The organism is Piscinibacter sp. PDB5-1 (genome assembly GCF_056676035.1).
Genome location: NZ_JBWVZL010000002.1, coordinates 307313 through 333509 on the forward strand (window position 1 = coordinate 307313; position 26197 = coordinate 333509).

General features: G+C 67.5%; 23 protein-coding genes. 19 read left to right on the forward strand and 4 right to left on the reverse strand.

All coding sequences use genetic code 11. From position 1 onward, the window contains the following. The first annotated feature begins 14 nt into the window (after positions 1-14). The 13 genes from AC1KAT_RS08775 (at position 15) to AC1KAT_RS08835 (ending at position 15218) form a co-directional block, all read left to right on the forward strand. Positions 15-2261: a molybdopterin oxidoreductase family protein gene (locus tag AC1KAT_RS08775; RefSeq protein WP_480324875.1), complete on the forward strand. Its 2247-nt coding sequence runs from the start codon at positions 15-17 to the stop codon at positions 2259-2261. Between the two features lie 14 nt (positions 2262-2275). Continuing rightward, the gene (locus tag AC1KAT_RS08780; protein ID WP_480324877.1) at positions 2276-4246 is read left to right on the forward strand and encodes a DmsC/YnfH family molybdoenzyme membrane anchor subunit; all 1971 of its coding nucleotides are present in this window, start codon (positions 2276-2278) and stop codon (positions 4244-4246) included. Positions 4247-4271: 25 nt separating this feature from the next. Further along, positions 4272-4646, forward strand: coding sequence for a hypothetical protein (locus tag AC1KAT_RS08785; RefSeq protein ID WP_480324879.1), 375 nt, complete (start codon positions 4272-4274; stop codon positions 4644-4646). A 157-nt stretch (positions 4647-4803) separates the two neighbouring features. Then, complete coding sequence (locus AC1KAT_RS08790; protein ID WP_480324881.1) at positions 4804-7596, forward strand: nitrate reductase; 2793 nt, start codon at positions 4804-4806, stop codon at positions 7594-7596. 167 nt (positions 7597-7763) lie between these two features. Next, positions 7764-8729 (forward strand): DNA-binding protein YbiB, encoded by a 966-nt coding sequence (gene ybiB, locus AC1KAT_RS08795; protein WP_480324883.1) that lies wholly within the window; start codon positions 7764-7766, stop codon positions 8727-8729. A 33-nt stretch (positions 8730-8762) separates the two neighbouring features. Beyond that, a complete protein-coding gene (locus AC1KAT_RS08800; protein WP_480324885.1) occupies positions 8763-9893 on the forward strand; it encodes a sterol desaturase family protein in 1131 nt (376 codons plus the stop codon). A 108-nt stretch (positions 9894-10001) separates the two neighbouring features. Beyond that, entirely contained in the window at positions 10002-11219 is a 1218-nt protein-coding gene (locus AC1KAT_RS08805; RefSeq protein WP_480324887.1) for a BaiN/RdsA family NAD(P)/FAD-dependent oxidoreductase, read from the forward strand. 148 nt (positions 11220-11367) lie between these two features. After that, positions 11368-11580, forward strand: coding sequence for a 30S ribosomal protein S21 (gene rpsU / locus AC1KAT_RS08810; protein WP_047503026.1), 213 nt, complete (start codon positions 11368-11370; stop codon positions 11578-11580). Positions 11581-11701: 121 nt separating this feature from the next. Then, a complete protein-coding gene (locus tag AC1KAT_RS08815) occupies positions 11702-12148 on the forward strand; it encodes a GatB/YqeY domain-containing protein (RefSeq protein WP_480324889.1) in 447 nt (148 codons plus the stop codon). 18 nt (positions 12149-12166) lie between these two features. Then, the gene (locus AC1KAT_RS08820; RefSeq protein WP_480324891.1) at positions 12167-12517 is read left to right on the forward strand and encodes a protein tyrosine phosphatase family protein; all 351 of its coding nucleotides are present in this window, start codon (positions 12167-12169) and stop codon (positions 12515-12517) included. A 115-nt stretch (positions 12518-12632) separates the two neighbouring features. Beyond that, positions 12633-13172 carry a TRAP transporter small permease subunit gene (locus tag AC1KAT_RS08825; protein ID WP_480324893.1) on the forward strand — a complete coding sequence of 180 codons (540 nt, stop codon included), beginning with the start codon at positions 12633-12635 and terminating at the stop codon, positions 13170-13172. Positions 13173-13230: 58 nt separating this feature from the next. Further along, entirely contained in the window at positions 13231-14766 is a 1536-nt protein-coding gene (locus AC1KAT_RS08830; RefSeq protein ID WP_480324895.1) for a TRAP transporter large permease, read from the forward strand. Next, positions 14763-15218, forward strand: a complete 456-nt coding sequence (locus AC1KAT_RS08835) for a hypothetical protein (RefSeq protein ID WP_480324897.1) — start codon at positions 14763-14765, stop codon at positions 15216-15218. The genes AC1KAT_RS08830 and AC1KAT_RS08835 overlap by 4 nt, the downstream gene beginning before the upstream one ends. A gap of 77 nt (positions 15219-15295) precedes the next feature. Here the strand turns inward: AC1KAT_RS08835 and AC1KAT_RS08840 are convergent, their stop codons facing one another. Next, the gene (locus tag AC1KAT_RS08840) at positions 15296-16378 is read right to left on the reverse strand and encodes a TRAP transporter substrate-binding protein (protein ID WP_480324899.1); all 1083 of its coding nucleotides are present in this window, start codon (positions 16376-16378) and stop codon (positions 15296-15298) included. 149 nt (positions 16379-16527) lie between these two features. Continuing rightward, positions 16528-17916 (reverse strand): metalloprotease PmbA, encoded by a 1389-nt coding sequence (pmbA, locus tag AC1KAT_RS08845; RefSeq protein ID WP_480324901.1) that lies wholly within the window; start codon positions 17914-17916, stop codon positions 16528-16530. A 101-nt stretch (positions 17917-18017) separates the two neighbouring features. On the opposite strand from pmbA, the gene yjgA reads away from it, so the two are divergent. Beyond that, positions 18018-18569 carry a ribosome biogenesis factor YjgA gene (gene yjgA / locus AC1KAT_RS08850; RefSeq protein WP_480324903.1) on the forward strand — a complete coding sequence of 184 codons (552 nt, stop codon included), beginning with the start codon at positions 18018-18020 and terminating at the stop codon, positions 18567-18569. Continuing rightward, positions 18562-19146: a molybdopterin adenylyltransferase gene (mog, locus tag AC1KAT_RS08855; protein ID WP_480324905.1), complete on the forward strand. Its 585-nt coding sequence runs from the start codon at positions 18562-18564 to the stop codon at positions 19144-19146. The genes yjgA and mog overlap by 8 nt, the downstream gene beginning before the upstream one ends. A 33-nt stretch (positions 19147-19179) precedes the next feature. On the opposite strand, the gene cysE is transcribed toward mog, so the two are convergent. Both cysE and AC1KAT_RS08865 read right to left on the reverse strand, forming a co-directional pair. Beyond that, positions 19180-19935, reverse strand: coding sequence for a serine O-acetyltransferase (gene cysE / locus AC1KAT_RS08860; RefSeq protein ID WP_480324907.1), 756 nt, complete (start codon positions 19933-19935; stop codon positions 19180-19182). Between the two features lie 60 nt (positions 19936-19995). After that, positions 19996-20742 carry an RNA methyltransferase gene (locus AC1KAT_RS08865; RefSeq protein ID WP_480324909.1) on the reverse strand — a complete coding sequence of 249 codons (747 nt, stop codon included), beginning with the start codon at positions 20740-20742 and terminating at the stop codon, positions 19996-19998. Positions 20743-20859: 117 nt separating this feature from the next. On the opposite strand from AC1KAT_RS08865, the gene AC1KAT_RS08870 reads away from it, so the two are divergent. Genes AC1KAT_RS08870 through AC1KAT_RS08885 form a run of 4 tightly spaced genes read left to right on the forward strand, consistent with a single transcriptional unit; the run spans position 20860 to position 26154 of the window. Beyond that, positions 20860-21843, forward strand: a complete 984-nt coding sequence (locus tag AC1KAT_RS08870; protein ID WP_480324911.1) for an inositol monophosphatase family protein — start codon at positions 20860-20862, stop codon at positions 21841-21843. A gap of 32 nt (positions 21844-21875) precedes the next feature. Then, the gene (gene mutS / locus AC1KAT_RS08875) at positions 21876-24470 is read left to right on the forward strand and encodes a DNA mismatch repair protein MutS (protein ID WP_480326521.1); all 2595 of its coding nucleotides are present in this window, start codon (positions 21876-21878) and stop codon (positions 24468-24470) included. Beyond that, on the forward strand, positions 24467-25297 hold the full coding sequence (locus AC1KAT_RS08880) for a proteasome-type protease (RefSeq protein WP_480324913.1): 831 nt from the start codon (positions 24467-24469) through the stop codon (positions 25295-25297). The genes mutS and AC1KAT_RS08880 overlap by 4 nt, the downstream gene beginning before the upstream one ends. Beyond that, a complete protein-coding gene (locus AC1KAT_RS08885) occupies positions 25297-26154 on the forward strand; it encodes an alpha/beta fold hydrolase (protein WP_480324915.1) in 858 nt (285 codons plus the stop codon). Before AC1KAT_RS08880 ends, AC1KAT_RS08885 begins: the two co-directional genes overlap by 1 nt. The last annotated feature ends 43 nt before the right edge of the window (positions 26155-26197 follow it).

Sequence of the window (26197 nt, forward strand, 5' to 3'; positions counted from 1 at the left end):
TACGAGAGCCTCGCATGCTTTTTGGTCGCAAGAACCGCAAGCCCATCACCATTCCGGCCAAAGAGGTCAAGGAATGGAAGTACACGACCTGCAACTACTGCTCGACCGGTTGCGCCATCGAGATCGGCCTGAACGACAGCGGAAAGATCGTCACCAGCCGCGGCCACGCGGGCGCTGACGTCAACCGTGGCAAGCTGTGCATCAAGGGCCTGCTCGAACACGAGCTGTTCGACTCGCCAGGCCGCGGGATGATGCCGCTGATGCGCGAGAAGGCGCACTTGCCCTTCCAGCCCGCGAGCTGGGACGCCGCGCTCGACAAGACCGCCGAGAAGATCAAGGAGATCCAGGCCAAGTACGGCCGCGACTCGTTCGCGGTGGTCTCGACCGGCCAGCTGCTCACCGAAGAGTTCTACACGCTGGGCAAGCTGGTGCGCGGCCAGATCGGCACCAACAACTACGACGGCAACACCACGCTGTGCATGGCCTCGGCGGTGTCGGGCTACAAGCGCTCGTTCGGCTCCGACGGCCCGCCCGGCTGCTACGGCGACTTCGAGCACACGCATTGCCTGATGGCCTTCGGATCGAACCTGCCCGAGCAGCACCCCATCATCTATTGGCGGCTGAAAGAAGCGCTCGAGAAGCGCAAGTTCCCGCTGATCGTGGTGGACCCGCGCGTGACGATGCTGGCGCAGTTCGCCGACATCCACCTGCCCATCACGCCAGGCACCGACACCGTGCTCATCAACGCGATGATGCATGTCATCTTCAAAGAGAACCTGCAAGACGACGCCTACATCGCGGCCCACACCAAGGGCATCGACGAGCTGCGTGCGCTGGTCGCCGACTACGACCCCAAGACCGCACAGCACATCTGCGGCATCGACGAAGACCGCATCCGCACCGTGGCGCGCATCTACGCCAAGGCCCCGGCCGCGATGAGCATCTGGACGATGGGCATCAACCAGTCCACCCACGGCTCGGACGGCGTGGTGAACATCAACAACCTCAACCTCATCACCGGCAACATCGGCAAGCCTGGCGGCACGAGCCTGTCGATCACCGGCCAGTGCAACGCGATGGGCACGCGCGAGTGGTCGTCGTGCTCGGGCCTGCCGGGCTACCGCCTGCTCGAGAAAGAAAAAGACCGCAAGCACGTGGCCGATTTCTGGGGCATCGACGAGAGCTTCTTCCCGCCGGCACGCGGGCTGGCGCAGACCGACATCTTCCCGGCCATCGAAACCGGCGAAATCAAGGGCCTGTGGCTGGTCGCCACCAACCCGATGACCTCGATGCCCAACCAGCCGCGCATCCGCAAGGCGATGGAGAACCTCGAATTCCTCGTGGTGCAAGACGTCTACGAAGACGTCGAGACCAACAAGTACTCGCACGTGTACTTTCCGGCGGCCGTGTGGGCCGAGAAGGAAGGCTGCCACACCAACACCGAGCGCCGCGTGAACCTCACGCGCAATGTGCTGCCGGCCTATGCCGACAGCAAGCCCGACTTCTGGATCTTCAACCAGATGGCCAAGCGCTTCGAAGACCGCAACAAGATCCACTTCCCCGAGACGCCTGAGGGCGCGTTCGAAGAAATGAAGCTGCTCTCGAAGGGCGAGGGCCGCACGCTCGACATCTCGGGCATGAGCTACGACCGCATCGAGGCCGCGCGCGGCATCCAGTGGCCGTACAGCGAAGAGCAGGCCGCGAACGACGCCACGCGCGTGGGCGCCACCGGCAGCTTCGACATGAAGACGCGCTACGACTTCCTGGGCAACCCGCGCCTGTACACCGACGGCAAGTTCCAGACGCCCGATGGCCGCGCCAACCTGCTGCCGGTGCGCTTCGTCAACAACAACGAGTGCCCCGACGCCGAGTACCCGTTCTGGTTGAACTCGGGCCGCGTGGTCGAGCACTTCCACACCCGCACGCGCACCGGGAAGATCGGCAACTGCAACAAGTTCAGCCCGACGCCCTACATGGAGATGAACCCCGACGCCGCCGCCGAGCTGGGCATCGAGCATTCGAGCTATGTTCGCCTGGTGAGCCGCCGCGGCGACGCGGTGGTGATGGTGCAGCTCACGCACCGCGTGGGCCGCGACATGCTGTTCATCCCCTTCCACTTTCACGACTGCGTGAACCGGCTCACGCTGGGCCTGCTCGACCCGTATTCGCGCCAACCGGCGTTCAAGCAAAACGCGGTGCGCGTCGAGCACATCGACCAACAAGAAGCCGCGCGACTGAACCTCGAGCGCCGCACGTTCTGAACTGAGGCCACGCCATGTTGAACATCCAAATCGACAAGAAAACCGGCGAAGCCATCCTGGGCCACGACCCCCAGAAAAAGCCGCGCAAGATCTGGGAAATCCGCACCGAGGAACAGCACTACGCCTTCCTCAAGGCGAAAGACATCCCGCAGAAAAACCGCTACGGCCAGGCCATCGACCTGATCGAGCACACCCAGGGCCAGTTGCCCGTGGGCCGCTCGATGTACATCAACGAGAACCCGGCGGTGGGCGACAACCCCCACCGAAACAAGCAGCACGGCTTCTTCTTCACGGCCGACAACTGCATCGGCTGCCACGCCTGCGAAGCCGCGTGCAGCGAGAAGAACGAGAACCCGGCGCACATCGCCTTCCGTTCGGTGGGCTATGTCGAGGGCGGCAGCTTCCCCGACTACAAGCGCATGAACATCTCGATGGCCTGCAACCATTGCGATGACCCGGTGTGCCTGAAGGGCTGCCCGACCCGCGCCTACACCAAGCACGTCGAGTACGGCGCGGTGCTGCAAGACCCCGAAACCTGTTTCGGTTGCGGCTACTGCACCTGGGTGTGCCCGTACAACGCGCCGCAGCTCGACCCGATCAAGGGCCAGGTCTCGAAGTGCAACATGTGCGTGGACCGCCTCGAAGTGGGCCTGAAACCCGCCTGCGTGTCGGCCTGCGTGGGCAACGCACTCGACTTCGGCGTGATCGAGACCGTGCCCGACCGGCGCGAGCAGGCACTGGCCAACCTGCCCGGCTTCCCGTCGCCCGACATCACGCACCCGAACATCCGCTTCCAGCAGATCAAGCAGCTGCCCGACGAGATGAAGCGCACCGACTCGGCACCGGTGAAGTACCACAAAGACGCGAACGGCCTGTACAAGCCGACCATCGACCAGAAGCAGGGCAAGGCGCGCCACTGGAACTTGAAGCGCCTGTCGTCGCGCGAAAACCCGTTGGTGCTGTTCACGCTGTCGGCGCAGGCGGTGCTGGGTGCGTTCGCGCTGCTGTTTCTGGGCGCGCAGTTCGGGCTCGACGCCTTCACCGGCTTCGCGCAAACGGGTGTCTACACGGCCACGCTGGTCGGCCTGTTCTTGCTGGTGAACTTCGGCCTCTTCATGTCGACCATGCACCTGGGCAAGCCGCACCGCTTCTACCGGGGCTTCAACAACCTGCGGCATTCGCCGGTCTCGCGTGAAGGCTTGGGCATCGCCCTGTTCATCGCTGGCTTGGGCGCGCACATCGGCTTCGGGCTCTTCGGCAATGCGGCCTACGAAGGGTTCTGGACCGGCCTCTTGGGCGGCACGCTCGGCGGGCTGGCCGCCCTGCCCCTGGTTGATCAGGCGGCCACGGTGGCCGGCTGGTTCAGTCTCGTGGCCGGTGCGGTCGGCCTGTACTACATGAACCGCTGCTACCGCATCCGCGCCCGGCCGTTCTGGAACCACTGGCAAGTCGGCACGGCCTTCGTCGGCAATGCGCTGTCGCTGGGCGGCACGCTGGTCGGTGCGGTGCTGCTGCCGACGCTGGCCCTGTCCGCACAGCCGGTCGAGCTGGCGGCTGCGGTGTGCACGGGCGTCGTGCTGCTGGGCCTGCTGATCGAAGGCGTTGGCCACTGGGGCCACTCGCGCGACCTGCGAAGCGCCGAACACGAAGGTGGCGCCTCGTACTACGTGCAGACCACCACCTTCGGCAAGACCTACCTGCTGCGCAACGTGCTGCTGGGCGCCAACGTGCTGCTGATGGGCGTGCTGTTCGGCAGCCTGCTGGCCGACGAAGCGCTCAACCTGCTGGGTGCCGCGGCCCTGGTGCTGAGCGCCGGGCTGCTGCTGGCCACGTCTTTGATCGGCCGCGCGCTGTTCTACATCCTCGTCATTCCGACCACGATGCCGGGCGCCTTCTTCTGGAAGAACAAGGGCTTCGAAGAGCACGCCCGCGACATCGGCTTGGCCCACATGCCGCAGGTCGGCGTGGTGCCGCTCACACACTGAAGGTCAAGGCGCAGACAAACCCGACATGACCCTCGACGACGTGATCGGCAAGACCTGCGTGGTCGGCCTGAGCTATTTCGGATCGGCCGGCGAACTGCTGCGGCAGACACAGCTGGCCGGCGCGGTGCAGAAGGTGGACGCCGAGTTGGGCATCACGCTCGCGCTGCGCCATGCCGATACCACGGTGGCAGCGGCCGAGTTCATCTTGCCGCCCAACCTCGACGCGTGGTTCAAGGCGCCCCCGGGGCACTACAAGCACGCGCCCTCGGGCGTCGATGTGCAGAACCCCGACTTCCTGGTCACCTGGGACATCCACCGCAAGCGCGACACCACGGCCGAAGGCCAGCACGAATGGTGGGAGTGGGTGCCGAACGTCGCGCCGCCGCAGGTCGGCGGCTGAGTGAGGCAGTGCCCCCTCCCCTCCCTCAGCGAGAGGGACACGGAGCCATTCAAAGCCCTCCATCCGTGAGGGCTGTCACGGCCGGGTGCCCACCTCGGCACGCATCGTGCAACGCTGGTCAGCGACACTCGCCGACCTTTTCGCCAGCGTTCGCCCCATGCGACAGATTCCCATCCATCCGGCCAGCCAAGAAACGCGCAGCACCTGCCCCTACTGCGGCGTGGGCTGCGGCGTGCTCATCGAAACCCGCGGCACGCAGATCGTCGGCGTGCGTGGCGACCCCGAGCACCCGGCGAACTTCGGCCGGTTGTGCACCAAGGGCAGCACGCTGCACCACACCGCCACGGCGCCCATCACCACGCAGGCCCGGCTGTTTCACCCTGCGCTGCGCGCGCACCGGGGCGCCACGCCGCACACCGTGTCGTGGACGGACGCACTCGACACCGCCGTCGACCGCTTCGAGCAGGTCGTCAAGGCGCACGGCCCCGACGCGGTGGGCTTCTACCTCTCGGGCCAGTTGCTGACGGAGGACTACTACGTCTTCAACAAGCTCGCCAAGGGCCTGATCGGCACCAACAACGTCGACACGAACTCGCGCCTGTGCATGAGCAGCGCGGTGGCCGGCTACAAGGCCACGCTGGGGGCCGACGCCCCGCCGGCCTGCTACGACGACATCCCGCACGCCGACACGCTGTTCATCACCGGCTCGAACGCCGCGTGGGCGCACCCCATCCTCTACCGCCGCATCGAAGACACCAAGGCCTCGAAGCCCGGCCTGCGCATGGTCGTGGTGGACCCGCGCCGCACCGAAACCGCCGAAGCCGCCGACCTGCACCTGCAGATCCTGCCTGGCACCGACGTCGCGCTGTACCACGGCATGCTGCATCTGCTGCTGTGGGAAGGCCTCACCGACACGGCCTACATCGCCGCCCACACCCAGGGCTTCGACGCGCTGCGCAACCGGGTGCGCGACTTCACGCCGAAAGAAGCGGCCAAGCTCTGCGGCATCGACGAAGACGCGCTGGTGCAGGCCGCACGCTGGTTTGGCGAAGCGGGCAAACGCACGCTGTCGCTCTATTGCCAGGGCCTCAACCAGAGCAGCGCCGGCACCGCGAAGAACGCCGCGCTGATCAACCTGCACCTCGCCACCGGGCAGATCGGCAAGCCAGGCGCCGGCCCCTTCTCGCTGACCGGCCAGCCCAACGCCATGGGCGGGCGCGAGGTCGGCGGCCTGTCGAACCTGCTGAGCGCGCACCGTGACTTGGCGAACCCGCAGCACCGCGCCGAGGTGGCGGCGCTGTGGGGTGTCGACGACGTGCCCGCCACGCCGGGCAAGAGCGCGGTCGAGATGTTCGAGGCCGCCGCCGATGGCCAGATCAAGGCCTTGTGGATCGCCTGCACCAACCCCGCGCAGTCGATGCCGCACCAGGCCGTGGTGCGCCGCGCGCTCGAACGCGCCGAGTTCATCGTCGTGCAAGAAGCCTTCGCCACGACCACCACCTGCGAATACGCCGACCTCTTGCTGCCCGCCACCACCTGGGGAGAAAAAGACGGCACCGTCACCAACAGCGAACGCCGCATCAGCCGCGTGCACCCGGCCGTGCCCGCGCCCGGCCATGCGCGGCACGACTGGGCCATCGCCACCGAATTCGCCCAGCGGCTCGAAGCCCGCCTGCGCCCCGGCCGACCCTCGCTCTTTGCCTACGACAGCGCCGAATCCATCTGGAACGAACACCGCGAGAGCACCCGCGGGCGCGACCTTGACATCACCGGCCTGAGCTATGCCCGCATCGACGCTGCGCCCGCGCAGTGGCCCTTTCCCGAAGGCGCGAGCGAAGGCAAGGCGCGGCTGTACGAAGACGGCGTCTTTCCCACCGCCGATGGGCGCGCGCGCTTTGCCGACGTGCCCTACATGCCCGTGGCCGAGCCGCGCGACGCGCGCTACCCCTTCTCGCTGACCACCGGCCGGCTGCGCGACCAGTGGCACGGCATGAGCCGCACCGGCACGCTGGGCCGCCTGTTCGGCCACGTGCCGGAGCCCAGCACCGACCTGCACCCGAGCGACATGGCCCGGCTGCACCTGGTCGAAGGCGACCTCGTGCACGTGACCTCGCGGCGCGGCTCGATCGTGCTGCCCGCGCACGGCACCGACCAAGTCGCCCCCACGCAGGCCTTCGTCGCCATGCACTGGGGCGAAGAGTTCCTCTCGGGCAGCAGCGGCACGGGTGCACGTGCCTACGGCATCAACGCCGTCACGACGCCGGCCTACTGCCCCACATCCAAGCAACCCGAACTCAAGCACACCGCCGTGAAGGTGCTGCGCGCCGAGCTGCCCTGGCGACTGCTCGGCGTGGCCTGGCTGCCGCACGACCAGGCCTTGCGCGCCCGCGAGCAGTTGAAGCCGCTGATGCGCGCCTTCGCCTTCGCCACCTGCGTGCCCTTCGGTCGCGAGCGCAGCGGCGTGCTGTTTCGCGCCGCCGCCTACGAGGCCGCGCCCCCCGAGCTGCTGGCGCAGATCGAAGGCATCCTCGGGCTCGACGGCAAAGAGGTGCTGCGCTACGTGGACAAGCGCAAGGGCCAGCGCCGCAGCATGCGGCTCGACCAGGTCAACGGGCAGACGCAGCTCGAAGGCTTCGTGCTGGCCGGCGACATCAGCGCCGAGCTGTGGGTCAAGCCCTTGCTGCAAGACGAGTTGCCCGCGCAGGCCTACGGCCGCCTGCTGCTCTCGCCCGGTGCCAAGGCACCGATGGCCGTGCAGTCGCGCGGCCGCCAGGTGTGCACCTGCTTCAACGTGACCGAGCCCGACATCGTCGCCACGCTGAAGGCGTGCAGCGGTTCGGACGACGCACAACTCGCGCAGCTGCAGGGCCAGCTCAAGTGCGGCACCAACTGCGGCTCGTGCATCCCCGAGTTGCGGCGCTTGGTGAAGGGGCGCTTGCAGGCGGTGTGAGGGACGGTGGGCCGCGCGGCCTTCGCGTCCACCGTGCGCCGTTCGGGCAGAGCCCGCCGAAGCCCCGCCCTGCCCGGGGACAAGCCGCCGGGCCCCCACCCCTCCCTAAAATCGCGCCCCACCCTTGGCCCGCGTCTTGCGGACCTGCGGGTGCCGGGAGCACAGCAATGACCATCAGCCACTACATCAAAGAAATCGGCCGGGGCAAAGACGGCGCACGTTCGCTGAACCGCGAGCAGGCGCATGACCTGATGAGCCTGGTGCTCGACGGCAAGGTCAGCGACCTCGAACTCGGTGCCTTCGCCATCGGCATGCGCATCAAGGGCGAAACGACCGAAGAGCTCGCGGGCTTTCTGCAGGCGACGCGCGAGCGCTGCCTGGCCATCCCCTGCCCGCGGCCGGTGGTGGTGCTGCCCTCGTACAACGGCGCGCGCAAGCTGCCCAACCTCGTGCCCTTGCTGGCGCTCTTGCTCGCGCAAGAAGAGGTGCCGGTGCTGGTGCACGGCATGCCCGACGACCCGACGCGCGTCACCACGGCCGACATCTTTCACGACCTGGGCCTGCCCATCGCCCGCGACGCCGAAGACGTGACGCAGGCCTGGGCGCGGCACGAGCCGGTCTACATGCGCACCGACGTGCTGTGCCCACCGCTGGCGCGCCTGCTCGACGCGCGCTGGGTGATCGGCCTGCGCAACCCGGCCCACACCGTGGCCAAGCTGCTCGACCCCTGCCCGGGCTCGCAGGCGGTGCGGGTGGTGAACTACACGCACCCCGAGTACGGGCACACACTGACCGACTTTCTGCAGCACACGCAGGCCAACGCGATGCTGATGCGCGGCACCGAAGGCGAGCCGGTGGCCGACCCGCGCCGCGTGCCCCGGCTCGACGTGTTCGTGCACGGCCAGTTGCGCGCGGACCTGTCGGTACCGGCGCACGACGGCGTGCTGCGCGAGCTGCCGGTGCTGCCGCGCACCTGCGATGCCGCGACCACGGCGCTTTACATCCAGTCGGTCGTGAGCGGCGAAAAGCCCGCGCCGGGGCCCTTGATGCAGCAGGTGCAGGCGCTGCTGCGCACGCGCGAGGCGCTGACGGGTGAACACCCCGAGGAGCAGTCGGCCTCGCGCTCGGGATAATCGCGGCCGGCCACGGGAAGGGAGGGCCACGCGATGATCGAACTCGACAAGCTCAACCAACTCACCGAATCACACGGGGCGCTGCAGCCCGGCAAGGGCATGGTCTCGGGGGTGATTGCCCTTTCGCTGGCGATCCTGTGCTTTCTGGGCGTGCTGGCGTTTCACTTTCCCGAGTACCTGACGACGCCGCAGCTGCGCAAGTCGTACGACGTCGATGTGATCCGCAAGGTGATGCTCGGCGCGCTGGTGCTGTCGGGCAGCCTGTCGCTGTTCAACATCATTCGAGGCCGCGTGCGCTGGCTGTCGGCGGCCGCCTTCGTGCTGATCGCGCTGACGCTCACGCTCGGCGGGCACAAGGTGCCGGTGAATGACTTTCCGGACAACACGCCTTACATCGGGCTCGACTGGTTCATCCTCGACCTGCTGGGCTCGACGCTGATCTTCATCTTCATCGAGAAGCTCTGGGCGCTGCGAAAAGACCAGCCGGTGTTTCGCGCCGAGTGGCAGACCGACTTCCACCACTTCATCGTCAACCACCTGATCGTCGGCTTCGTGCTGCTGGCGACCAACCTGCTGGTGCACAAGCTCTTCGGCTGGGCCTCGAACGACGGCATCCGCGGCTTCGTGGCGGGGCTGAACTTCTGGGTGGCGCTGTTCCTGATCGTGCTGGTGGCCGACCTCGTGCAGTACTGGACGCACCGCGCGTACCACGAGGTGCCCACGCTGTGGCGGCTGCACGCGGTGCACCACAGCGTCAAGAGCATGGATTGGCTGGCCGGCTCGCGCCAGCACATCCTCGAACTGCTGATCACGCGCACGCTGGTGCTGGCCCCCATCTACGTGCTGGGCTTCAGCAAAGAGGTGATCGACGCGTACATCCTCGTGGTCGGCTTCCAGGCGGTGTTCAACCACGCGAACGTGAGCGTGCGGCTCGGCCCGCTGCGCTACCTGATCGTCACGCCCAACTTCCACCACTGGCACCACTCGCAAGACAACGAGGCCATCGACAAGAACTACGCGGCGCACTTCGCGTTCTTGGACTACCTCTTCGGCACCGCCGTGAAGGCCGACCGCAAATGGCCGAACCAGTACGGCGTGGTGGGCGACTACGTGCCCAATGGCTTCTGGAAGCAGGTGAAGTTTCCGTTCGTCTGGAAAGGTTGATACAGCCCCCCAGTCGCTCCCGCTCCTGCCCCCACGGGGCGCCACCCATCGGCCGGCAAAGCCGGACCCTTGGGCGTTGCTTGATCGTTCCTTGCCTGTCTCGGCCTGATGCAGAAATTCGATGTCGTTGTTGTCGGTGCCGGAGCAGCGGGCCTGTTCTGCGCCGGCATGGCCGGGCAACTGGGCCTGAAGGTGCTGCAGGTGGACCACGCCGAGCGCATCGCCGAGAAGATCCGCATCTCGGGCGGCGGGCGCTGCAACTTCACCAACCGCGACGCGGGGCCGGCGAATTTTTTGTCCGAGAACCCGCGCTTTTGCCGCTCGGCGCTGGCCCGCTACACGCCGCAAGACTTCATTGGGCTGGTGCAGCGGCACCGCATCGCCTTCCATGAAAAGCACAAGGGCCAGCTCTTTTGCGACGAGTCGGCCGAAGACATCATCGGCATGCTCTTGCGTGAATGCGAACAAGGCAGCGTGACACGCTGGCAGCCGTGCGGAGTGCAGGCGGTGCGTCAGGTAGACGGCGGCTTCGAGCTCGACACCGCGCGCGGCCCGGTGCGCGCCACGCGCGTGGTGGTGGCGACCGGCGGCCTGTCGATCCCGAAGATCGGCGCGACCGACTTCGGCTTCCGGCTCGCCAAGCAGTTCGGCCACCGGTTGGTCGAGACGCGGCCGGCGCTGGTGCCGCTGACCTTCGACGCGGCGGGCTGGGCGCCGTTTGCCACGCTGTCAGGCCTGTCGCTGCCGGTGGCGATCACGGCCGGCACCGGCAAGGCCTCGACGCGCTTCCACGAAGACCTGCTGTTCACCCACCGGGGGCTGAGCGGCCCGGCGATCCTGCAGATTTCGAGCTTCTGGCGCCCCGGCGAGCCGCTCACCATCGACCTGCTGCCCGGCCGCGACCTCGCCGCCGAGCTGATCGCAGCCAAGAGCGGCGGCAAGCGGCAGGTGGGCAATGTGCTGGCGACGCTGGTGCCCTCGCGGTTGGCCGAGGCCTGGCTCGCCGGCCAGGGCGAACTCGCTGCCCGCCCGCTGGCCGACACGCGCGACCGCGACCTGCAGGCCCTCGCCCAGGGGCTGCAGGGCTGGTCGCTCGTGCCCAGTGGCACCGAGGGTTACAAAAAGGCCGAAGTCACGGCCGGCGGCGTCGATACACGCGAACTCAGCTCGCAGACCCTGGAAAGCCAGCGCGTGCCCGGCCTGCACTTCATTGGCGAGGTGGTCGATGTGACTGGCTGGCTGGGCGGCTACAACTTCCAGTGGGCCTGGGCGAGCGCCGCTGCCTGCGCCCGCGGCATGGCCGCGACGGCCGGGAGCGGCCACTAACCGCGCGCTTGCAAGGCGCATTTCGCTGGCTATAATCCGCGTCTTTGCCGGCAAACCCGCGCGTCGATTCGTCCTAGCCCCGAGGCAGGATTCCGGAAACTCCTCCTTGGAAACCGGGCGAACACCGAGCGCACCAACCTCTGTATTTATGACTTCGATTCGCGTTAAAGAGAACGAGCCTTTCGACGTGGCCCTGCGCCGCTTCAAGCGCACGATTGAGAAACTGGGCCTGCTGACCGACCTGCGCGCCCGCGAGTTCTACGAAAAGCCCACCGCCGAGCGCAAGCGCAAGAAGGCTGCCGCCGTGAAGCGTCACTTCAAGCGCATCCGCAGCATGCAGCTGCCGAAGCGTCTGTACTGATCGCTCGCCGCACGAGCCTCCAACGCTCTGCCCACCAAGGCCCGCACCATGCGGGCTTTGTTGTTTCAAGCCCCCGCATTTCTGCAATCCTCTCTGCCCCACTGCCCAGCCGAGACTGACGATGAGCCTCAAAGACCAGATCACCGAAGACATGAAGACCGCCATGCGCGCCAAAGACTCGGCGCACCTGCTCACCATTCGCGGCCTGCTCGCCGCGCTGAAGCAGAAAGAAGTCGATGAGCGCATCACGCTCGACGACGCGGCCGTGGTCGGCATCATCGACAAGCTCATCAAGCAGCGCAAAGATTCGATCGCGCAGTTCACCACCGCCGGCCGTACCGACCTGGTCGAGAAAGAGGCCGCCGAGCTGGCCGTGCTCGAGGGCTACCTGCCCCAGCGCATGAGCACCGACGAGATCGCCGCCGCCGTCGCCCAGATCGTGGCCGACCTGGGCGCCTCGGGCCCCGGCGACATGGGCAAGGTGATGGGCGCGGTGAAGGCGCAGCTCGCCGGCAAGGCCGACATGGGCCAGGTGTCGGCGGCGGTCAAGCAGGCGCTCAGCCGCTGAACGCAACAAGGAGTCCTCATGAGCCAGCCTGTGTCAGTCCAGCAAGTGGGTGACGGCGTCTGCGTCGCACCGCAACTCGAGCCCTCGGCGATGGCCTGGGCCGCGCAACAGGGCTTCAAGAGCGTGGTCAACAACCGCCCCGACTTCGAAGGCGGCCCCGACCAGCCCACCAGCGCACAGATGGAGGCCGCCGCCCTGGCCGCCGGCCTGCGCTACGCCTACCTGCCGGTGAACGGCGCCTACCAGTCGCCCGAAGAGATCGCCGCCTTCGGCGCGTTGCTGGCCGAGTTGCCCCGCCCCCTGCTCGCCTTCTGCCGCAGCGGCGCACGCTCGACCAAGCTCTACAACGCAGCCCAGAGCGGCGGCTGAAGCCGCCCCGGCCGCCAGCCTCGCGCCGCCAGGTTCCGTGCAGTGCGCCTCTGGCGCTGCGCCCAAACTTGGAGTCTGATCGACGTTGTCGGCCTGACCTTCCCCGGAGACCGCCGTGTCCAGCCTCTTGACCCTGGTTCGCCTGATCGACTGGGTGACCGACCGCTTCGGCAGCATCGCCAAGTGGGCCGTCGTCGCTTCGTGCTTCATCAGCGCAGCCAACGCCGTCGTGCGCTACAGCCTCGACTACAGCTCGAACGCGTACCTCGAAATCCAGTGGTACCTGTTCGCCGCCTGCGTGATGCTGGGCGCGGCGCAGGTGCTGCGGGTCAACGAGCACGTACGGGTGGACGTGCTCTACGGCCGCTACCCGCCACGCCTGCAGGTGTGCATCGACCTGTTCGGGTTGATCGTCTTCCTGCTGCCTGTGATGGGCCTGATGCTGTGGCTGTCATGGCCGCTCTTCATGAACATGTTCACCACGAACGAGATGTCGGGCAACGCGGGCGGGCTGATCCGCTGGCCGGCGATGCTGATGCTGCCGCTGGGCTTCGCGTTGATGATCCTGCAAGGCGTGGCCGAGGTGATCAAGCGCATCGCCTGGCTGATGAACAAGTACGAGATGGACCTGCACTACGAAAGGCCGCTGCAATGAACCGGCAGGGCGCTACACCGCAACAGTGCACGGCACACGCATCTGAAGAGGGTTCGGCATGACGATGGAGCAGTTCGCCCCGCTGATGTTCGCGGGGCTGGTGATCGTGATGCTGATTGGCTACCCGGTCGCGTTCTCGCTGTCGGCGCTGGGCCTGCTGTGCGCCTTCATCGCGATCGGCATGGGGTGGTTCCCGCCCGAGTTCATGTCGGCCATTCCGCTGAATGTGTTCGGCATCCTGTCGAACGACCTGCTGCTGGCGATCCCGTTCTTCACGCTGATGGGGGCCATCCTCGAGAAGTGCGGCCTCGCCGAAGACATGCTCGACTCGATGGGCCAGTTGTTCGGCCCGGTGCGCGGCGGGCTGGGCTACTCGGTGATCATCGTCGGCTTCATCCTCGGGGCCATCACCGGCACCGTGGCGGGCCAGGTGATCGCGATGGCGATGATCTCGCTGCCGGTCATGATGCGCTGGAACTACAACATGCGCTACGCGACCGGCGTGCTCGCGGCCTCGGGCACGATCACGCAGCTGGTGCCGCCCTCGCTGGTGCTGGTCGTCATGGCCGACCAGCTCGGCCGCTCGGTGGGCGACATGTACAAGGGCGCGTGGGGGCCGTCGATCCTGCAGGTGCTGATCTTCGCGCTCTACACCTTCATCCTGAGCCGCGTGAAGCCCGACCACATGCCGGCGCTGCCCAAAGAGGCGCGCACCCTGCAGGGCTGGGCGCTGTGGTCGAAGTGCCTGCGCGGCATCATTCCGTCGGCGCTGCTGATCTTCGCGGTGCTCGGCACCATGGGTGGCCTGCCGTGGATGGACCACGCCATCGCCACCCCCACAGAAGCCGGCGCAATGGGTGCGGCGGGCGCGTTCATCCTCGCGGCGCTCTACCGGCGGCTGAACTGGTCGCTCATCCGCGAAGCCGCCACCGGCACCATGCGGCTGACCGCCATGGTGGTGTTCATCCTGATCGGCTCGCGCGTGTTCTCGCTGGTCTTCCAGGGCGTCGATGGTGCCAAGTGGGTCGAGCACCTGCTGACCGACCTGCCCGGCGGGCAGATCGGCTTCCTGCTGGTGGTCAACGCGTTCATCTTCTTCCTGGCGTTCTTCCTCGACTTCTTCGAGATCGCCTTCATCATCTTGCCGCTGCTCGGGCCGGTGGCCGCCAAGCTGGGCATCGACCTCGTGTGGTTCGGCGTGCTGCTGTGCGTGAACATGCAGACCTCGTTCATGCACCCGCCCTTCGGCTTTGCGCTGTTCTACCTGCGCGGCATTGCCGACACGCTGTTCAAGCGCGGCACGCTGCCGCGCAAGGTCGAGTCGCGCGACATCTACCTCGGCGCCGTGCCCTGGGTGGTGATGCAACTGCTGCTGGTGGTGATCGTGATCTTCGTGCCGCAGACGGTAACGGTCTTCCTCGACAAAGAGCAGGTGATCGACCTCGACAAGGTCAAGATCGAGATGCCCGTCGATGAAGACACGCCGGCCGAGCCCGAGGTCGATGCCGAGCCCGACATGAACCCGGACAACCTGTTCAAGGACGCTCCGGCCGAACCCGAGCCCACGGCGCCGGCCGCATCGGCCGGTTCATGAGCGAAGCGCCTTCGCAGCTGCCGCCCGACTGCGCCGCCTTCCCGCCCTTCGCGCGGGTGATGGCCGTGCTGCTGACGGCGGCGCTGGCCATCGGCGCCGGCCTCACGCTGAGCACGTGGCGGCAGGCCGCGTGGTCGTGGCAGGGCATGGCGCTGCTCGGCCTGGCCTACCTGTGCATCGTGTGGATGGGCTACTGGATCGTCCACAGCCGCACGCGGCTCGATGGCGACGAACTCGTGCAGACCTGGCTGTGGACGAAGCGCGCCAAGGCCAGCGACGTCGCCAGCCTCAAGCTCGTGCACTGGCCGTGGTTCTCGGCCATCGTGGCCCCGCGCCTGTTGGTGCGGCAACGCAGCGGTGCCATCCAGTGGTTCAACGCGGCCGACGCCCGCCTGCTGCGCGAGTTCATGGCCGCCGTGGCCGCGCACCGCCTGCAGGCCACCGAGCGCTGACACGCCCCACCGCACGCGCCCCCGCGCGCATGAAAAAGGCCCCGCGTGCGGGGCCTTGGCAGGAGGCGCAGCGCCCGTCAGTTCTTCTGCGACTGCATGAAGCGGTCGAAGGTGCCTTCGGTGAAGCGGAACCACATGTTCTCGTCGGCCAGGAACTTGGCGTAGTCGGTGTAGATCTTGCGCCACTCGGGGTTGTTCTTTGACAGGTCGGCATAGATCTGCTGGGCCGACTTGTAGGCCGCCGTCATCACCGGGCCCGGGAAGGCGCGCAGCTTGGTGCCGCTGCCCACCAGTTGCTTCAGCGCGATCGGGTTCTTGGCGTCGTACTTCGCGTTCATCGTCACGTGCGCGTGCGAGGCCGCCGCTTCGACGATGGCCTTGTACTCGGCCGACAGGCCTTCCCAGGCCTTGGTGTTGATGAAGAAGTCGAGCTGCGGGCCGCCTTCCCACCAGCCGGGGTAGTAGTAGAACGGCGCCACCTTGTTGAAGCCGAGCTTCTGGTCGTCGTAGGGGCCGACCCATTCGGCCGCGTCGAGCGTGCCCTTTTCGAGCGCCGGGTAGATGTCGGCACCGGCCAGCGACTGCGGCACCACGCCGAAGGGCTGCAGCACGCGGCCGGCGAACGGGTTGGAGCGGAACTTCAGCCCCTTCAGGTCGGCCACGGTCTTGATCTCTTTGCGGAACCAGCCGCCCATCTGCGCGCCCGTGTTGCCGCCCGGGAAGCTGATGATGTTGTACTTGGCGTAGAACTCGCGCATCAGCTTGAGGCCGTTGCCTTCGTACATCCAGGCGGTCATCTGGCGTGCGTTCAGCCCGAAGGGAATCGCGCAGCCGAGGCAGAAGACCTCGCTCTTGCCATAGAAGTAATACGGCGCGGTGTGCGACATCTCGACGGTGGCGTTCTGCACGGCATCGACCACGCCGAAGGGCGGCACGATTTCGCCGCCGGCGTGCACCGAGATCACGAACTTGCCGCCGGTCATGTCGCTGACCTTCTTCGAGAACACCTCGGCCGTGCCGTAGATGGTGTCGAGCGACTTCGGAAAGCTGGAGGCGAGGCGCCAGCGGATGTTGGCCTGGGCCTGCACGATGGCCGGCGCGGCACCGGCCGCCAGCACGCCGGCGATGCCGGTCTTGCGGATAAAGGAACGACGTTCCATCAACAAACTCCTCAGAAGGGTTGGCCCCGGCAGCCCCCTCGGCGACCGCCGGGATCAAATCATTCTAGAAGTCGAGGATCAGGGTTCTCCCGGTATTTACCCCGCCGGGCCGCGTCAGCTTCGCGACAGGTCCGCAGCGTTCGGGCCGGTCACAGGCCCGCGATCTTCATGCGGTCGATCAGCACCGAGCCGATGGTCTTGGAGCCCATCGTGTAGGCGTCGGCCCCGACGGCGACGATGCCCTTGAACATGTCGCGCAGGTTGCCGGCGATGGTGATCTCGTGCACTGGGTACTTGATCCGCCCGCCCTCGACCCAGAAGCCCGCCGCGCCGCGCGAGTAATCGCCGGTGACGTAGTTGACGCCCTGCCCCATCAGTTCGATCACGAAGAGCCCGCGGTCGAGTTTGCGCAGCATCGCATCGAGGTCGTCGCCGGTTTGCGTGAGGCGGCTCGCGAGCGTTAGGTTCTGCGAACCGCCGGCGTGGCCGGTGGTCTTCATGTTGAGCTTGCGCGCCGAGTAGCTCGACAGGAAGTAGCCCTGCACGACGCCACCCTTGACCACGTCGCGCACGCGGGTGACCACGCCTTCGTCGTCGAAGGGCGCGCTGCCCTTGGCGCGCGGCACGTGCGGGTCTTCGTGGATGTCGATGTGCTCGGGCAGCACCTGCTGGCCCAGGCTGTCCAGCAAGAACGTGGACTTGCGGTACAGCGCCCCGCCGCTGGTGGCCTGCACATAGCCCCCCAGCAGGCCGGCCGCGAGCGTCGATTCGAACAGCACCGGCACTTCGCAGGTCTGGATCTTGCGCGACTTCAGGCGCGACAGCGCACGCTCCGAGGCATAGCGCCCCACCGCTTCGGGCGCGGCCAGTTCGTCGGGTGAGCGCATCGAGCTGTACCACGCGTCGCGCTGCATGTCGTCGCCGCCCTTGCCCGGCAGCGAGGCGATCGGCGCCACCGACAGCGAATGCCGCGAGCTGGCGTAGCCCCCGCGAAAGCCGCGTGTGTTGCCCGCGAAGAAGTGCGACTGCTGGGCCGACACGCCAGCGCCTTCTGAGTTGGTGATGCGCGGGTCCACCGCCAGTGCCGCGGCCTCGCAACGCATGGCCAGCTCGACCGCGCGCTCGGCGTTGATCGCCCAGGGATGGAAGAGGTCGAGGTCGCGCGTGGCGAGCTCACCGGTGGCCAGGTCTTCGGCGTCGGGCAGGCCGGCGGCCGGGTCTTCGGCGGTGAAGCGGGCGATGTCGTAGGCAGCCTGCACCGTTTGCGCGAGCGCGGCCGGCGAAAAGTCGGACGTGCTGGCGTTGCCGCGACGGCGGCCCACATACACGGTGACGCCCATCGACTTGTCGCGGTTGCGCTCGACGTTTTCGACCTCGCCCTTGCGCACCGAGACCGACAGGCCCGCGCCTTCGGACACCTCCACCCCGGCATCGCTCGCCCCGAGCGACTTGGCCCGCTTGAGCGCGTCTTCGACCAGCTGCTGGAAGGTCTCGCGCGTGTACGAGAAGCCGTGTTCGGGAGCTTTGGAGGTGGGCATGCGGACGGGGCTTGAAGCCAGGCGTGGCGGGTGGCGAGACCGAGGGCAAACAAAGGGCCAGAGCTATGATACCGGCCGCTTTTCCCTTGAGTTGATGCCCCATGTCCCGCCGTGCCCCGCCCAGTTTCGACGCGCCTTTGCAGCCCGAACCCATGGACGAGGACGACCGGCCGAGCAAGACCCAGCTCAAGAAACAAAGCCACGAGCTGCAAGCCCTGGGTGAAGCCCTGGTGGCCCTGCCCGAGAGCCGGCTCGAAGGGCTCGACATCACCGACACCCTGCGCACGGCCGTGGCCGACTACAAGCGCACCAAGACGTTCGAGGGTCGCCGCCGCCAGATGCAATACATCGGCAAGCTGATGCGGATGAGCGACACCGAACCGATCCGCGAAGCCGTGGTGGCCATGCAGCTCGGCCGCGCCAAAGACGCTCTGGCGCTGCACGAAGCCGAACGCTGGCGCAACGAGCTGATCGCCAGCGACGACGCGCTGACGCGCTGGGCGGCCGACTACCCGCAAAGCGACCTGCAGCAGCTGCGCAGCCTGATCCGCGCGGCCCGCAAGGACGCCGCCGTCGCCCCCGAGCAGCGCAGCGGGCGCGCCTACCGCGAACTCTTCCAGTACATCCGCGCGCAGGAGCCGAGCGATGAGTGACGCACTCGACACCGTGCGCATCGGCCTAGTCTCGGTCAGCGACCGGGCCTCGGCGGGCGTCTACGAAGACAAGGGCATCCCGACGCTGAAGACCTGGCTCGACAGCGCGCTGCAAAACCCCATCCACTGGGAAACGCGTTTGATCCCCGACGAGCAAGATGGCATCAGCGCCGCCTTGCGCGAGCTGGTCGATGCGGCCCGCTGCGACCTCGTGCTCACCACGGGCGGCACCGGCCCGGCACCCCGAGACGTGACCCCCGAGGCCACGCTGGCCGTCGCCGACCGCGAGATGCCCGGCTTCGGCGAGCAGATGCGCCAGATCAGCCTGCGCTTCGTGCCCACGGCCATCCTGTCGCGGCAGGTGGCGGTGATCCGAGGCAAGGCGCTGATCATCAACCTGCCGGGGCAGCCGAAGTCCATCGCCGAGACCTTGCAAGGCCTGCCGAACGAAGAACCACCGGCACACGGCATCTTCGCCGCGGTGCCGTACTGCATCGACCTGATCGGCGGCCCCTACCTGCGCACCCACGACGCGGTGTGCAAGGCGTTCCGGCCGAAGTCGGCGCTGCGAGCCTAGCCCGCACGAGGCGGGCTCAGCCGCGCACCGCCCTCACTTCACCAACTGATTCAGCCGGTCCGCGTCGAACTGCTCGGTGGTGTGCGCGTCGCTCGGCACGCAGTCCGGCCGCCGGGTGCCCGAGAGCTTCTCGATCGCCTGCCACAGCAAGGCGATCTGGTGCTCGTGGCCGGCGGCGTTGTCCACCAGGCCCTTCAAGGCCTGCGACACCGGGTCGTCGCCTTGCGTCACGCCGTAGGCCGAGAAGGCCGATTCGCGGTTGGCCTCGCCGTCGGTCTTTTGCACGATGCGCGCGGGAATGCCCACCGCCGTCGCCCCGGGCGGCACGGGCTTGAGCAGCACCGCGTTCGAGCCCACACGCGCACCGTCGCCCACCGTGAAGCCGCCCAGCACCTTGGCGCCAGCCGACACCACCACACCCTTGCCAAGCGTGGGGTGGCGTTTCACGCCTTTGTAGAGCGAGGTGCCGCCGAGCGTGACGCCCTGGTAGATGGTGCAGTCGTCGCCGATCTCGGCGGTTTCACCGACGACGACACCCATGCCGTGGTCGATGAACACGCGCCGGCCGATCACCGCGCCGGGGTGGATCTCGATCCCGGTGAAGAAGCGCGCGAGGTGCGAGATGAAGCGCCCCAGCCAGCGAAAGCCGGCCGTCCAGCAGGCATGTGCCCAGCGGTGCAAGACCAGCGCATGCAGGCCGGGGTAACAGGTGAGCACCGTCCACGACGAGTGCGCGGCGGGGTCGCGCTCGAGGATGCAGGCGATGTCTTCACGGAGACGCTGGAACATGGCGAATGAGGCCCAAAGAGGTGCGCCGCAGTGTACCGGCGGGCCTCGTTTCACGCCGGCTCAGGCACTGTCAACTTTGCCAGCGGCCTTCTGTGCGGCGCGTGCAATGCCCCGCAGGATGTGGACCTCTTCCGGGCTCAGCTCGGCGCGGTTGAGCAACTGGTTCAGCCGCGGCATCAGCTTGCGCGGCGCGGCGGGGTCGAGAAAACCGATGTCCACCAACGCCTGTTGCCAATGCGCCAGCGCGCCTTGCACCGAAGCCACGTCGGCCCGCTCGGCACTCGTCGTGCGCGGCGCCACGCCGAAGCCGCCCAGCGCCTGCCGCCAGTCGTAGGCCAGCACCTGCACGGCCTGCGCGAGGTTGAGCGAGCCGTAGTCGGGGTGCGTCGGGATGCTCAGGCAGGCATGGCAGCGGTACACGTCCTCGTTGCTCATGCCATAGCGCTCGGAGCCGAACACGAACGCCACCCGGTGGTCGCTCGCCGCCAGCGTGGCAAACAGATCACGCGGCGCATGGGTGGGCGGGCCGAAGTCGCGCGGCGTCATGGCCGTGGCGCAGGCGAAGCTGATGCCGTCGAGCGCCTCGGTCAGCGTGCCGACCACGCGCGCCCGGGCCAACACGTCGGCCGCGCCGCTGGCCATCGCCACCGTGTCTTCCTGCGACAGCACGTCGGCAAAACGCGGCGCCACCAGCACCAGGTCGCCGAAGCCCATCACCTTCATCGCGCGTGCCGCCGCCCCCACGTTGCCGGGGTGGCTGGTGTGAAGCAACACGAATCGGGTGGGGTTCAGAGGGGTGTTCGACATGGGGGCACGGGTAAACTCGCGGATTATCCCGTCGGGCACCCCGGCGCGGTCTGGCGCCTTCGGCGCCGCGCTCTTTCCCAGCCCCAGCCCCTCGCCCTTCCCCTCGCAGGTACACCCATGTCGCAAGCGCTTCACCCCATGCTCAACGTGGCCGTCAAGGCGGCCCGCTCCGCCGGGGCCTTCATCAACCGCGCGTCGCTCGACCTGGACCTGCTGAAGATCACCACCAAGTCGGCCAACGACTTCGTGACCGAGGTGGACCACAAGGCCGAAGAGCTGATCATCGACACCCTGCTCACCGCCTACCCCGGCCACGGCATCCTGGCCGAAGAGTCAGGCCGCACGCACGGCGCGAAGAACAGCGAATACGTCTGGATCATCGACCCGCTCGATGGCACGACCAACTTCATCCACGGCTTTCCGGTGTACGCGGTCTCGATCGCGCTGGCCTACCGCGACCAGATCCAGCAGGCGGTCGTCTTCGATCCGACCCGCAACGACCTGTTCTATGCCTCGAAGGGCCGGGGCGCCTTCCTGAACGACAAGCGCCTGCGTGTCTCGAAGCGCACGCGCCTGAGCGACTGCCTCATCGGCACCGGCTTTCCCTTCCGCAAGGGCGACAACTTCAAGCGCTACATGAAGATGTTCGAAGAGCTGATGCCGCTGTGCGCCGGCCTGCGCCGCCCCGGCGCCGCCGCGCTCGACCTCTGCTACGTGGCCGCCGGCTACTACGACGGCTTCTTCGAGACCGGACTCAACCCCTGGGACATTGCCGCCGCCTCGCTCATCATCACCGAGGCCGGGGGCCTGGTCGGCAACTTCACCGGCGAGTCCGACTTCATGTACCAGCGCGAGCTGGTCGCCGGCAACCCGCGCGTCTACGGCCAACTGGTGGGCGTGCTCGCGCCCTACACCCGCGTCATCAAAGACGCCGCCGGCAACACGGCCGCGCCGGGCGCTGACGGTGCCGAGCTGACCCCCGAAGACGCGCTGGCCGCCACGCTGCAAGCCCCCGTCGCCCCGGTCGAGCCGCCGAAGAAGAAGGCGGCCGTGCGCATTCGCAAGGCCGACGTGGTGGGCAAGGACGACGCGCCCTTCTGAGCCGCCACGACAGGGTTCGCACTGTGAGCCAGATGCCGCCGGTGGCCGACTTGAGCGGCCACACGCCGATGATGCAGCAGTACCTGCGCATCAAGGCCGAGCACGCCGACACGCTCGTGTTCTATCGCATGGGCGATTTCTACGAGCTGTTCTACGACGACGCGCGCAAGGCCAACCGCCTGCTCGACATCACGCTGACCACGCGCGGCCAGAGCGGCGGCGAGCCGGTCGTGATGGCCGGTGTGCCGGTGCATTCGGTCGAGAGCTACCTCGCCAAGCTTATCAAGATGGGCGAGGCGGTGGCGATTGCCGAACAGGTGGGCGACGTGGCCACGGCCAAGGGGCCGGTCGAGCGCAAGGTGGTGCGCGTGGTCACGCCGGGCACGGTGACCGACACTGAGCTGCTGGCCGACAAGCGCGACGCGCTGCTGCTGTCGGTGGCATCGATCACCAAGCGCGGCGTCACGACCTACGGCCTTGCATGGCTGGGCCTGTCGAACGGGCAACTGGGCGTCACCGAGTGCGCCGAGCGCGAGCTGGCCGGCTGGTTGTCGCGCCTGAACGCGGCCGAGGCGCTGGTGGACCGCGACGACATTCCGCCGGCGCTCGCGCAGTCGCGCATCGCGCTCACGCACCGGCCGACCTGGCAGTTCGACCCGGCGCTGGGCCTGCGCAAGCTGTGCGAGCAACTGCGCGTGGCGAGCCTGCACGCGTTCAGCGCGCAAGATCTCGGCACCGCGCACGCCGCCGCCGCCGCCCTGCTGAGCTACGCCGAGCACACGCAAGGCCAGGCGCTGGCGCATGTGCGCACGCTGCAGGTCGAACGCGCGAGCGAACTGCTCGACCTGCCGCCCACCACGCACCGCAACCTCGAACTCACGCAGACGCTGCGCGGCGAAGACGCGCCGACGCTGCTGTCGCTGATCGACACCTGCCGCACCGGCATGGGCAGCCGCGCGCTGCGCCACTGGCTGACGCACCCGCTGCGCGAGCGCACGGTGGCCATGCAACGGCACGACGCCCTCGACACGCTGCTCACGTCGCATGGCGTGGACGGCTTGCGCGAGGCGCTGCGCGGCGTCAGCGACGTCGAACGCATCACCGCGCGCATCGCGCTGCGCCAGGTGCGCCCGCGCGAGCTGTCGGGGCTGCGCGCCACGCTGGCCGCGCTGCCCGAGCTGCAGGTCAAGGTGCCGACGGGCGCCTTGCTGCTCGAGATGTTGGCCCAGGCGCTGCAACCGCCGGGTGAGATCGCCACCGTGCTGCAAGCCATCGCCGCAGAACCGGCCGTGCTGCTGCGCGACGGCGGTGTCATCGCGTCGGGCTTCGATGCGCAGTTGGATGAACTGCGCGCCATCAGCCAGAACTGCGACGCGTTTCTGCTGGACCTCGAAGCGCGCGAGCGCACGCGCACCGGCATCGGCAACCTGCGCGTGCAATACAACAAGGTGCACGGCTTCTACATCGAGGTCACACAAGGCCAGGTGGACAAGGTGCCGCTCGACTACCAGCGCCGCCAGACGCTCAAGAACGCCGAGCGCTTCATCACGCCCGAGCTGAAGGCCTTCGAAGACAAGGCGCTGTCGGCGCAAGACCGTTCGCTCGCACGCGAGAAGCTGCTGTACGAGCAGTTGATCGACCAGTTGCAGGCGCACCTGGAACCGCTGTCGAACCTGGCGCGCGCGCTGGCCAGCCTGGACGCGCTCACCGCGCTGGCCGAGCGCGCCAAGACGCTCAACTGGTGCCGGCCGCAGTTCGTCAAAGAGCCCTGCATCCACATCGAGGCCGGCCGCCACCCGGTGGTCGAAGCGCGCCTGGCCGAGACCGGTGGTGGCAACTTCATGGCCAACGACTGCCGGCTCGACGCGAAGCACAAGATGCTCGTCATCACCGGGCCCAACATGGGCGGCAAGAGCACCTTCATGCGGCAGGTGGCGCTGATCGCACTGCTGGCGGCGATGGGGTCTTTCGTTCCGGCGAAGAATTGCCGCCTCGGGCCGATCGACGCGATCCACACGCGCATCGGTGCGGCCGACGACCTGGCGAATGCGCAATCGACCTTCATGCTCGAGATGACCGAGGCCGCCGCCATCGTGCACAGCGCAACCGAGCACTCGCTGGTGCTGATGGACGAAATCGGCCGGGGCACGTCCACCTTCGACGGGCTGGCGCTCGCGGGCGCCATCGCGAGCCACCTGCACGAGCGCAACAAGTCGTTCACGCTGTTCGCCACGCATTACTTCGAGCTGACGGACTTCCCGCTCAAGCACGAGCGCGCACTGAATGTGCACGTGTCGGCGGCCGAGAACGGCGACGAGATCGTCTTCCTGCACGACATCCAGCCCGGCCCCGCGAGCAAGAGCTACGGCGTGCAGGTCGCGCGGCTGGCTGGCATGCCGGCGGCGCTGGTGCGGCAGGCACGAAACACGCTTGATGCACTGGAATCGCAGCAACATGCCGAGCAGGCGCAGGTCGATCTGTTTGCCGCGCCGGCGGCCGCACCCGAGGCCGAGCCTTCGGCGGTGGACCGCGCACTTGCCCAGCTGAACCCGGACGCCCTGTCACCCAAGGAAGCGCTCGACGCGCTGTACCGCCTCAAGGCCCTGCAAGAGGACTCATCCACATGACGTATTGCGTAGGCATCAAGCTCGACGCCGGCCTGGTGTTTCTTTCGGACTCGCGCACGAACGCCGGGCTCGACCAGATCAGCACCTACCGCAAGATGATGGTCTACGAGCGGCCGGACGACCGCTTCATGGTGCTGCTCTCCGCAGGCAACCTGTCGATCTCGCAGTCGGTACGGGAAATCTTGCAGGTCGAACGCATCGAGAACGACGACCCGGACGGCCCGCCGATCACCATCTGGAACGCCACCAGCATGTTCGACGCGGTGCGCGTGCTGGGCAAGGCCGTGCGCCGTGTGTACGACCAGGACGCCCGGGCGTTGAAGCAGGCGGGTGTCGATTTCAACGCGTCGATGGTCTTCGGCGGGCAAATCAAGGGCGAGCCGATGCGGCTCTTCCTCGTGTATTCGGCCGGCAACTTCATCGAGGCCACGCGCGAGACCTGCTACTTCCAGATCGGCGAATCGAAGTACGGCAAGCCCGTGCTCGACCGCCTCATCACCCCGCACACGCCGCTGGCCGAAGCCGCGAAATGCGCGCTGGTGTCGATGGACTCGACGCTGAAATCCAACCTCTCGGTGGGCCTGCCGCTCGACCTGCTGGTCTACAACGTGGGCGAGTTCCAGACCCGCCAGCAGGTGGTGATCGACGAACACAACCCGTACTTCGCCATGATTCGCGGCACCTGGGGCCAACGGCTGCGGCAGGTCTTCGAGTCGATCGAGGACCCGCAGTGGGACGGCCAGACCAGCAGCCACCCGCTTTGCGTGACCTCGGCACGCTACGAGCCGATGCGCAAGATCCACAACGCGAGCGAGAAAGACGTCTGATGCGTGGGCAGAGGACGGGCGGCGAGGTCAAGACCATCGTCTTTTCGCACGCCAACAGCTTTCCGGCCGGCACCTACCGCCTGCTGTTCGACATCTGGCGCGACGCCGGCTACGCGGTGCACGCCCTCGACAAGCTGGGGCACGACCCCGACTACCCGGTCACCAGCAACTGGCCGCACCTGCGCAACCAGCTGATCCACTTCATCGAACGCGAGGCGCCCGGCCCGGCTTACCTGGTGGGCCATTCGCTGGGCGGCTTTCTGAGCCTGTTGGCTGCGTCGAAACGGCCCGACCTCGCGGCCGGCGTCGTGGTGCTCGATTCGCCCATCCCATCGGGCTTCATCGCCAAGGCTCTGCAAGTCGCCAAGGCCACGGGCTTCAGCGGGCGCGTGTCGCCGGGCAAGGTGTCGAAGACTCGCCGCCACCGCTGGCCGAGCCCGCAAGAAGCCCATACGCATTTCGCGGCCAAGCCGATGTTCGCGCGCTGGGACCCGCGGGTGCTCGACGACTACATCCGCTGCGGCATCGAGCCCATCCCGACCAGCAAGCAGGGGCATGGCCTGGCCTTCCGGCGCGAGGTCGAGACCGAGATCTACAACACCATCCCGCACCAGATGACGCGGGTGCTGCGCGAACGGCCGCTGCAATGCCCGATGGCCTTCGTGGGCGGCACGAAGTCGGTCGAAGTGAAGAAGGTCGGGCTGGTCGCCACCGAAAAAGTCGCCAAAGGCAACATCTCGTGGCTGGAGGGCACGCACCTGTATCCCTTCGAGATGCCCGAGGCCACGGCGGCCGAAGTGCTGCGCTGGCTGGACGTCTTCGGCAAAACGTCCGCAGACGCGCCCGAGAAACCCTGAACCCGAGGGCGGATCGCCCAGGGTGCCCTGCCTATAATCGCGC

Coding starts and splice junctions, on each gene's coding strand:
- AC1KAT_RS08775 (WP_480324875.1), top strand. CDS start 15: ATGCTTTTTGGTCGCAAGAACCGCAAGCCCATCACCATTCCGGCCAAA.
- AC1KAT_RS08780 (WP_480324877.1), top strand. CDS start 2,276: ATGTTGAACATCCAAATCGACAAGAAAACCGGCGAAGCCATCCTGGGC.
- AC1KAT_RS08785 (WP_480324879.1), top strand. CDS start 4,272: ATGACCCTCGACGACGTGATCGGCAAGACCTGCGTGGTCGGCCTGAGC.
- AC1KAT_RS08790 (WP_480324881.1), top strand. CDS start 4,804: ATGCGACAGATTCCCATCCATCCGGCCAGCCAAGAAACGCGCAGCACC.
- ybiB (WP_480324883.1), top strand. CDS start 7,764: ATGACCATCAGCCACTACATCAAAGAAATCGGCCGGGGCAAAGACGGC.
- AC1KAT_RS08800 (WP_480324885.1), top strand. CDS start 8,763: ATGATCGAACTCGACAAGCTCAACCAACTCACCGAATCACACGGGGCG.
- AC1KAT_RS08805 (WP_480324887.1), top strand. CDS start 10,002: ATGCAGAAATTCGATGTCGTTGTTGTCGGTGCCGGAGCAGCGGGCCTG.
- rpsU (WP_047503026.1), top strand. CDS start 11,368: ATGACTTCGATTCGCGTTAAAGAGAACGAGCCTTTCGACGTGGCCCTG.
- AC1KAT_RS08815 (WP_480324889.1), top strand. CDS start 11,702: ATGAGCCTCAAAGACCAGATCACCGAAGACATGAAGACCGCCATGCGC.
- AC1KAT_RS08820 (WP_480324891.1), top strand. CDS start 12,167: ATGAGCCAGCCTGTGTCAGTCCAGCAAGTGGGTGACGGCGTCTGCGTC.
- AC1KAT_RS08830 (WP_480324895.1), top strand. CDS start 13,231: ATGACGATGGAGCAGTTCGCCCCGCTGATGTTCGCGGGGCTGGTGATC.
- AC1KAT_RS08835 (WP_480324897.1), top strand. CDS start 14,763: ATGAGCGAAGCGCCTTCGCAGCTGCCGCCCGACTGCGCCGCCTTCCCG.
- AC1KAT_RS08840 (WP_480324899.1), bottom strand. CDS start 16,378: ATGGAACGTCGTTCCTTTATCCGCAAGACCGGCATCGCCGGCGTGCTG.
- pmbA (WP_480324901.1), bottom strand. CDS start 17,916: ATGCCCACCTCCAAAGCTCCCGAACACGGCTTCTCGTACACGCGCGAG.
- yjgA (WP_480324903.1), top strand. CDS start 18,018: ATGTCCCGCCGTGCCCCGCCCAGTTTCGACGCGCCTTTGCAGCCCGAA.
- mog (WP_480324905.1), top strand. CDS start 18,562: ATGAGTGACGCACTCGACACCGTGCGCATCGGCCTAGTCTCGGTCAGC.
- cysE (WP_480324907.1), bottom strand. CDS start 19,935: ATGTTCCAGCGTCTCCGTGAAGACATCGCCTGCATCCTCGAGCGCGAC.
- AC1KAT_RS08865 (WP_480324909.1), bottom strand. CDS start 20,742: ATGTCGAACACCCCTCTGAACCCCACCCGATTCGTGTTGCTTCACACC.
- AC1KAT_RS08870 (WP_480324911.1), top strand. CDS start 20,860: ATGTCGCAAGCGCTTCACCCCATGCTCAACGTGGCCGTCAAGGCGGCC.
- mutS (WP_480326521.1), top strand. CDS start 21,876: ATGCCGCCGGTGGCCGACTTGAGCGGCCACACGCCGATGATGCAGCAG.
- AC1KAT_RS08880 (WP_480324913.1), top strand. CDS start 24,467: ATGACGTATTGCGTAGGCATCAAGCTCGACGCCGGCCTGGTGTTTCTT.
- AC1KAT_RS08885 (WP_480324915.1), top strand. CDS start 25,297: ATGCGTGGGCAGAGGACGGGCGGCGAGGTCAAGACCATCGTCTTTTCG.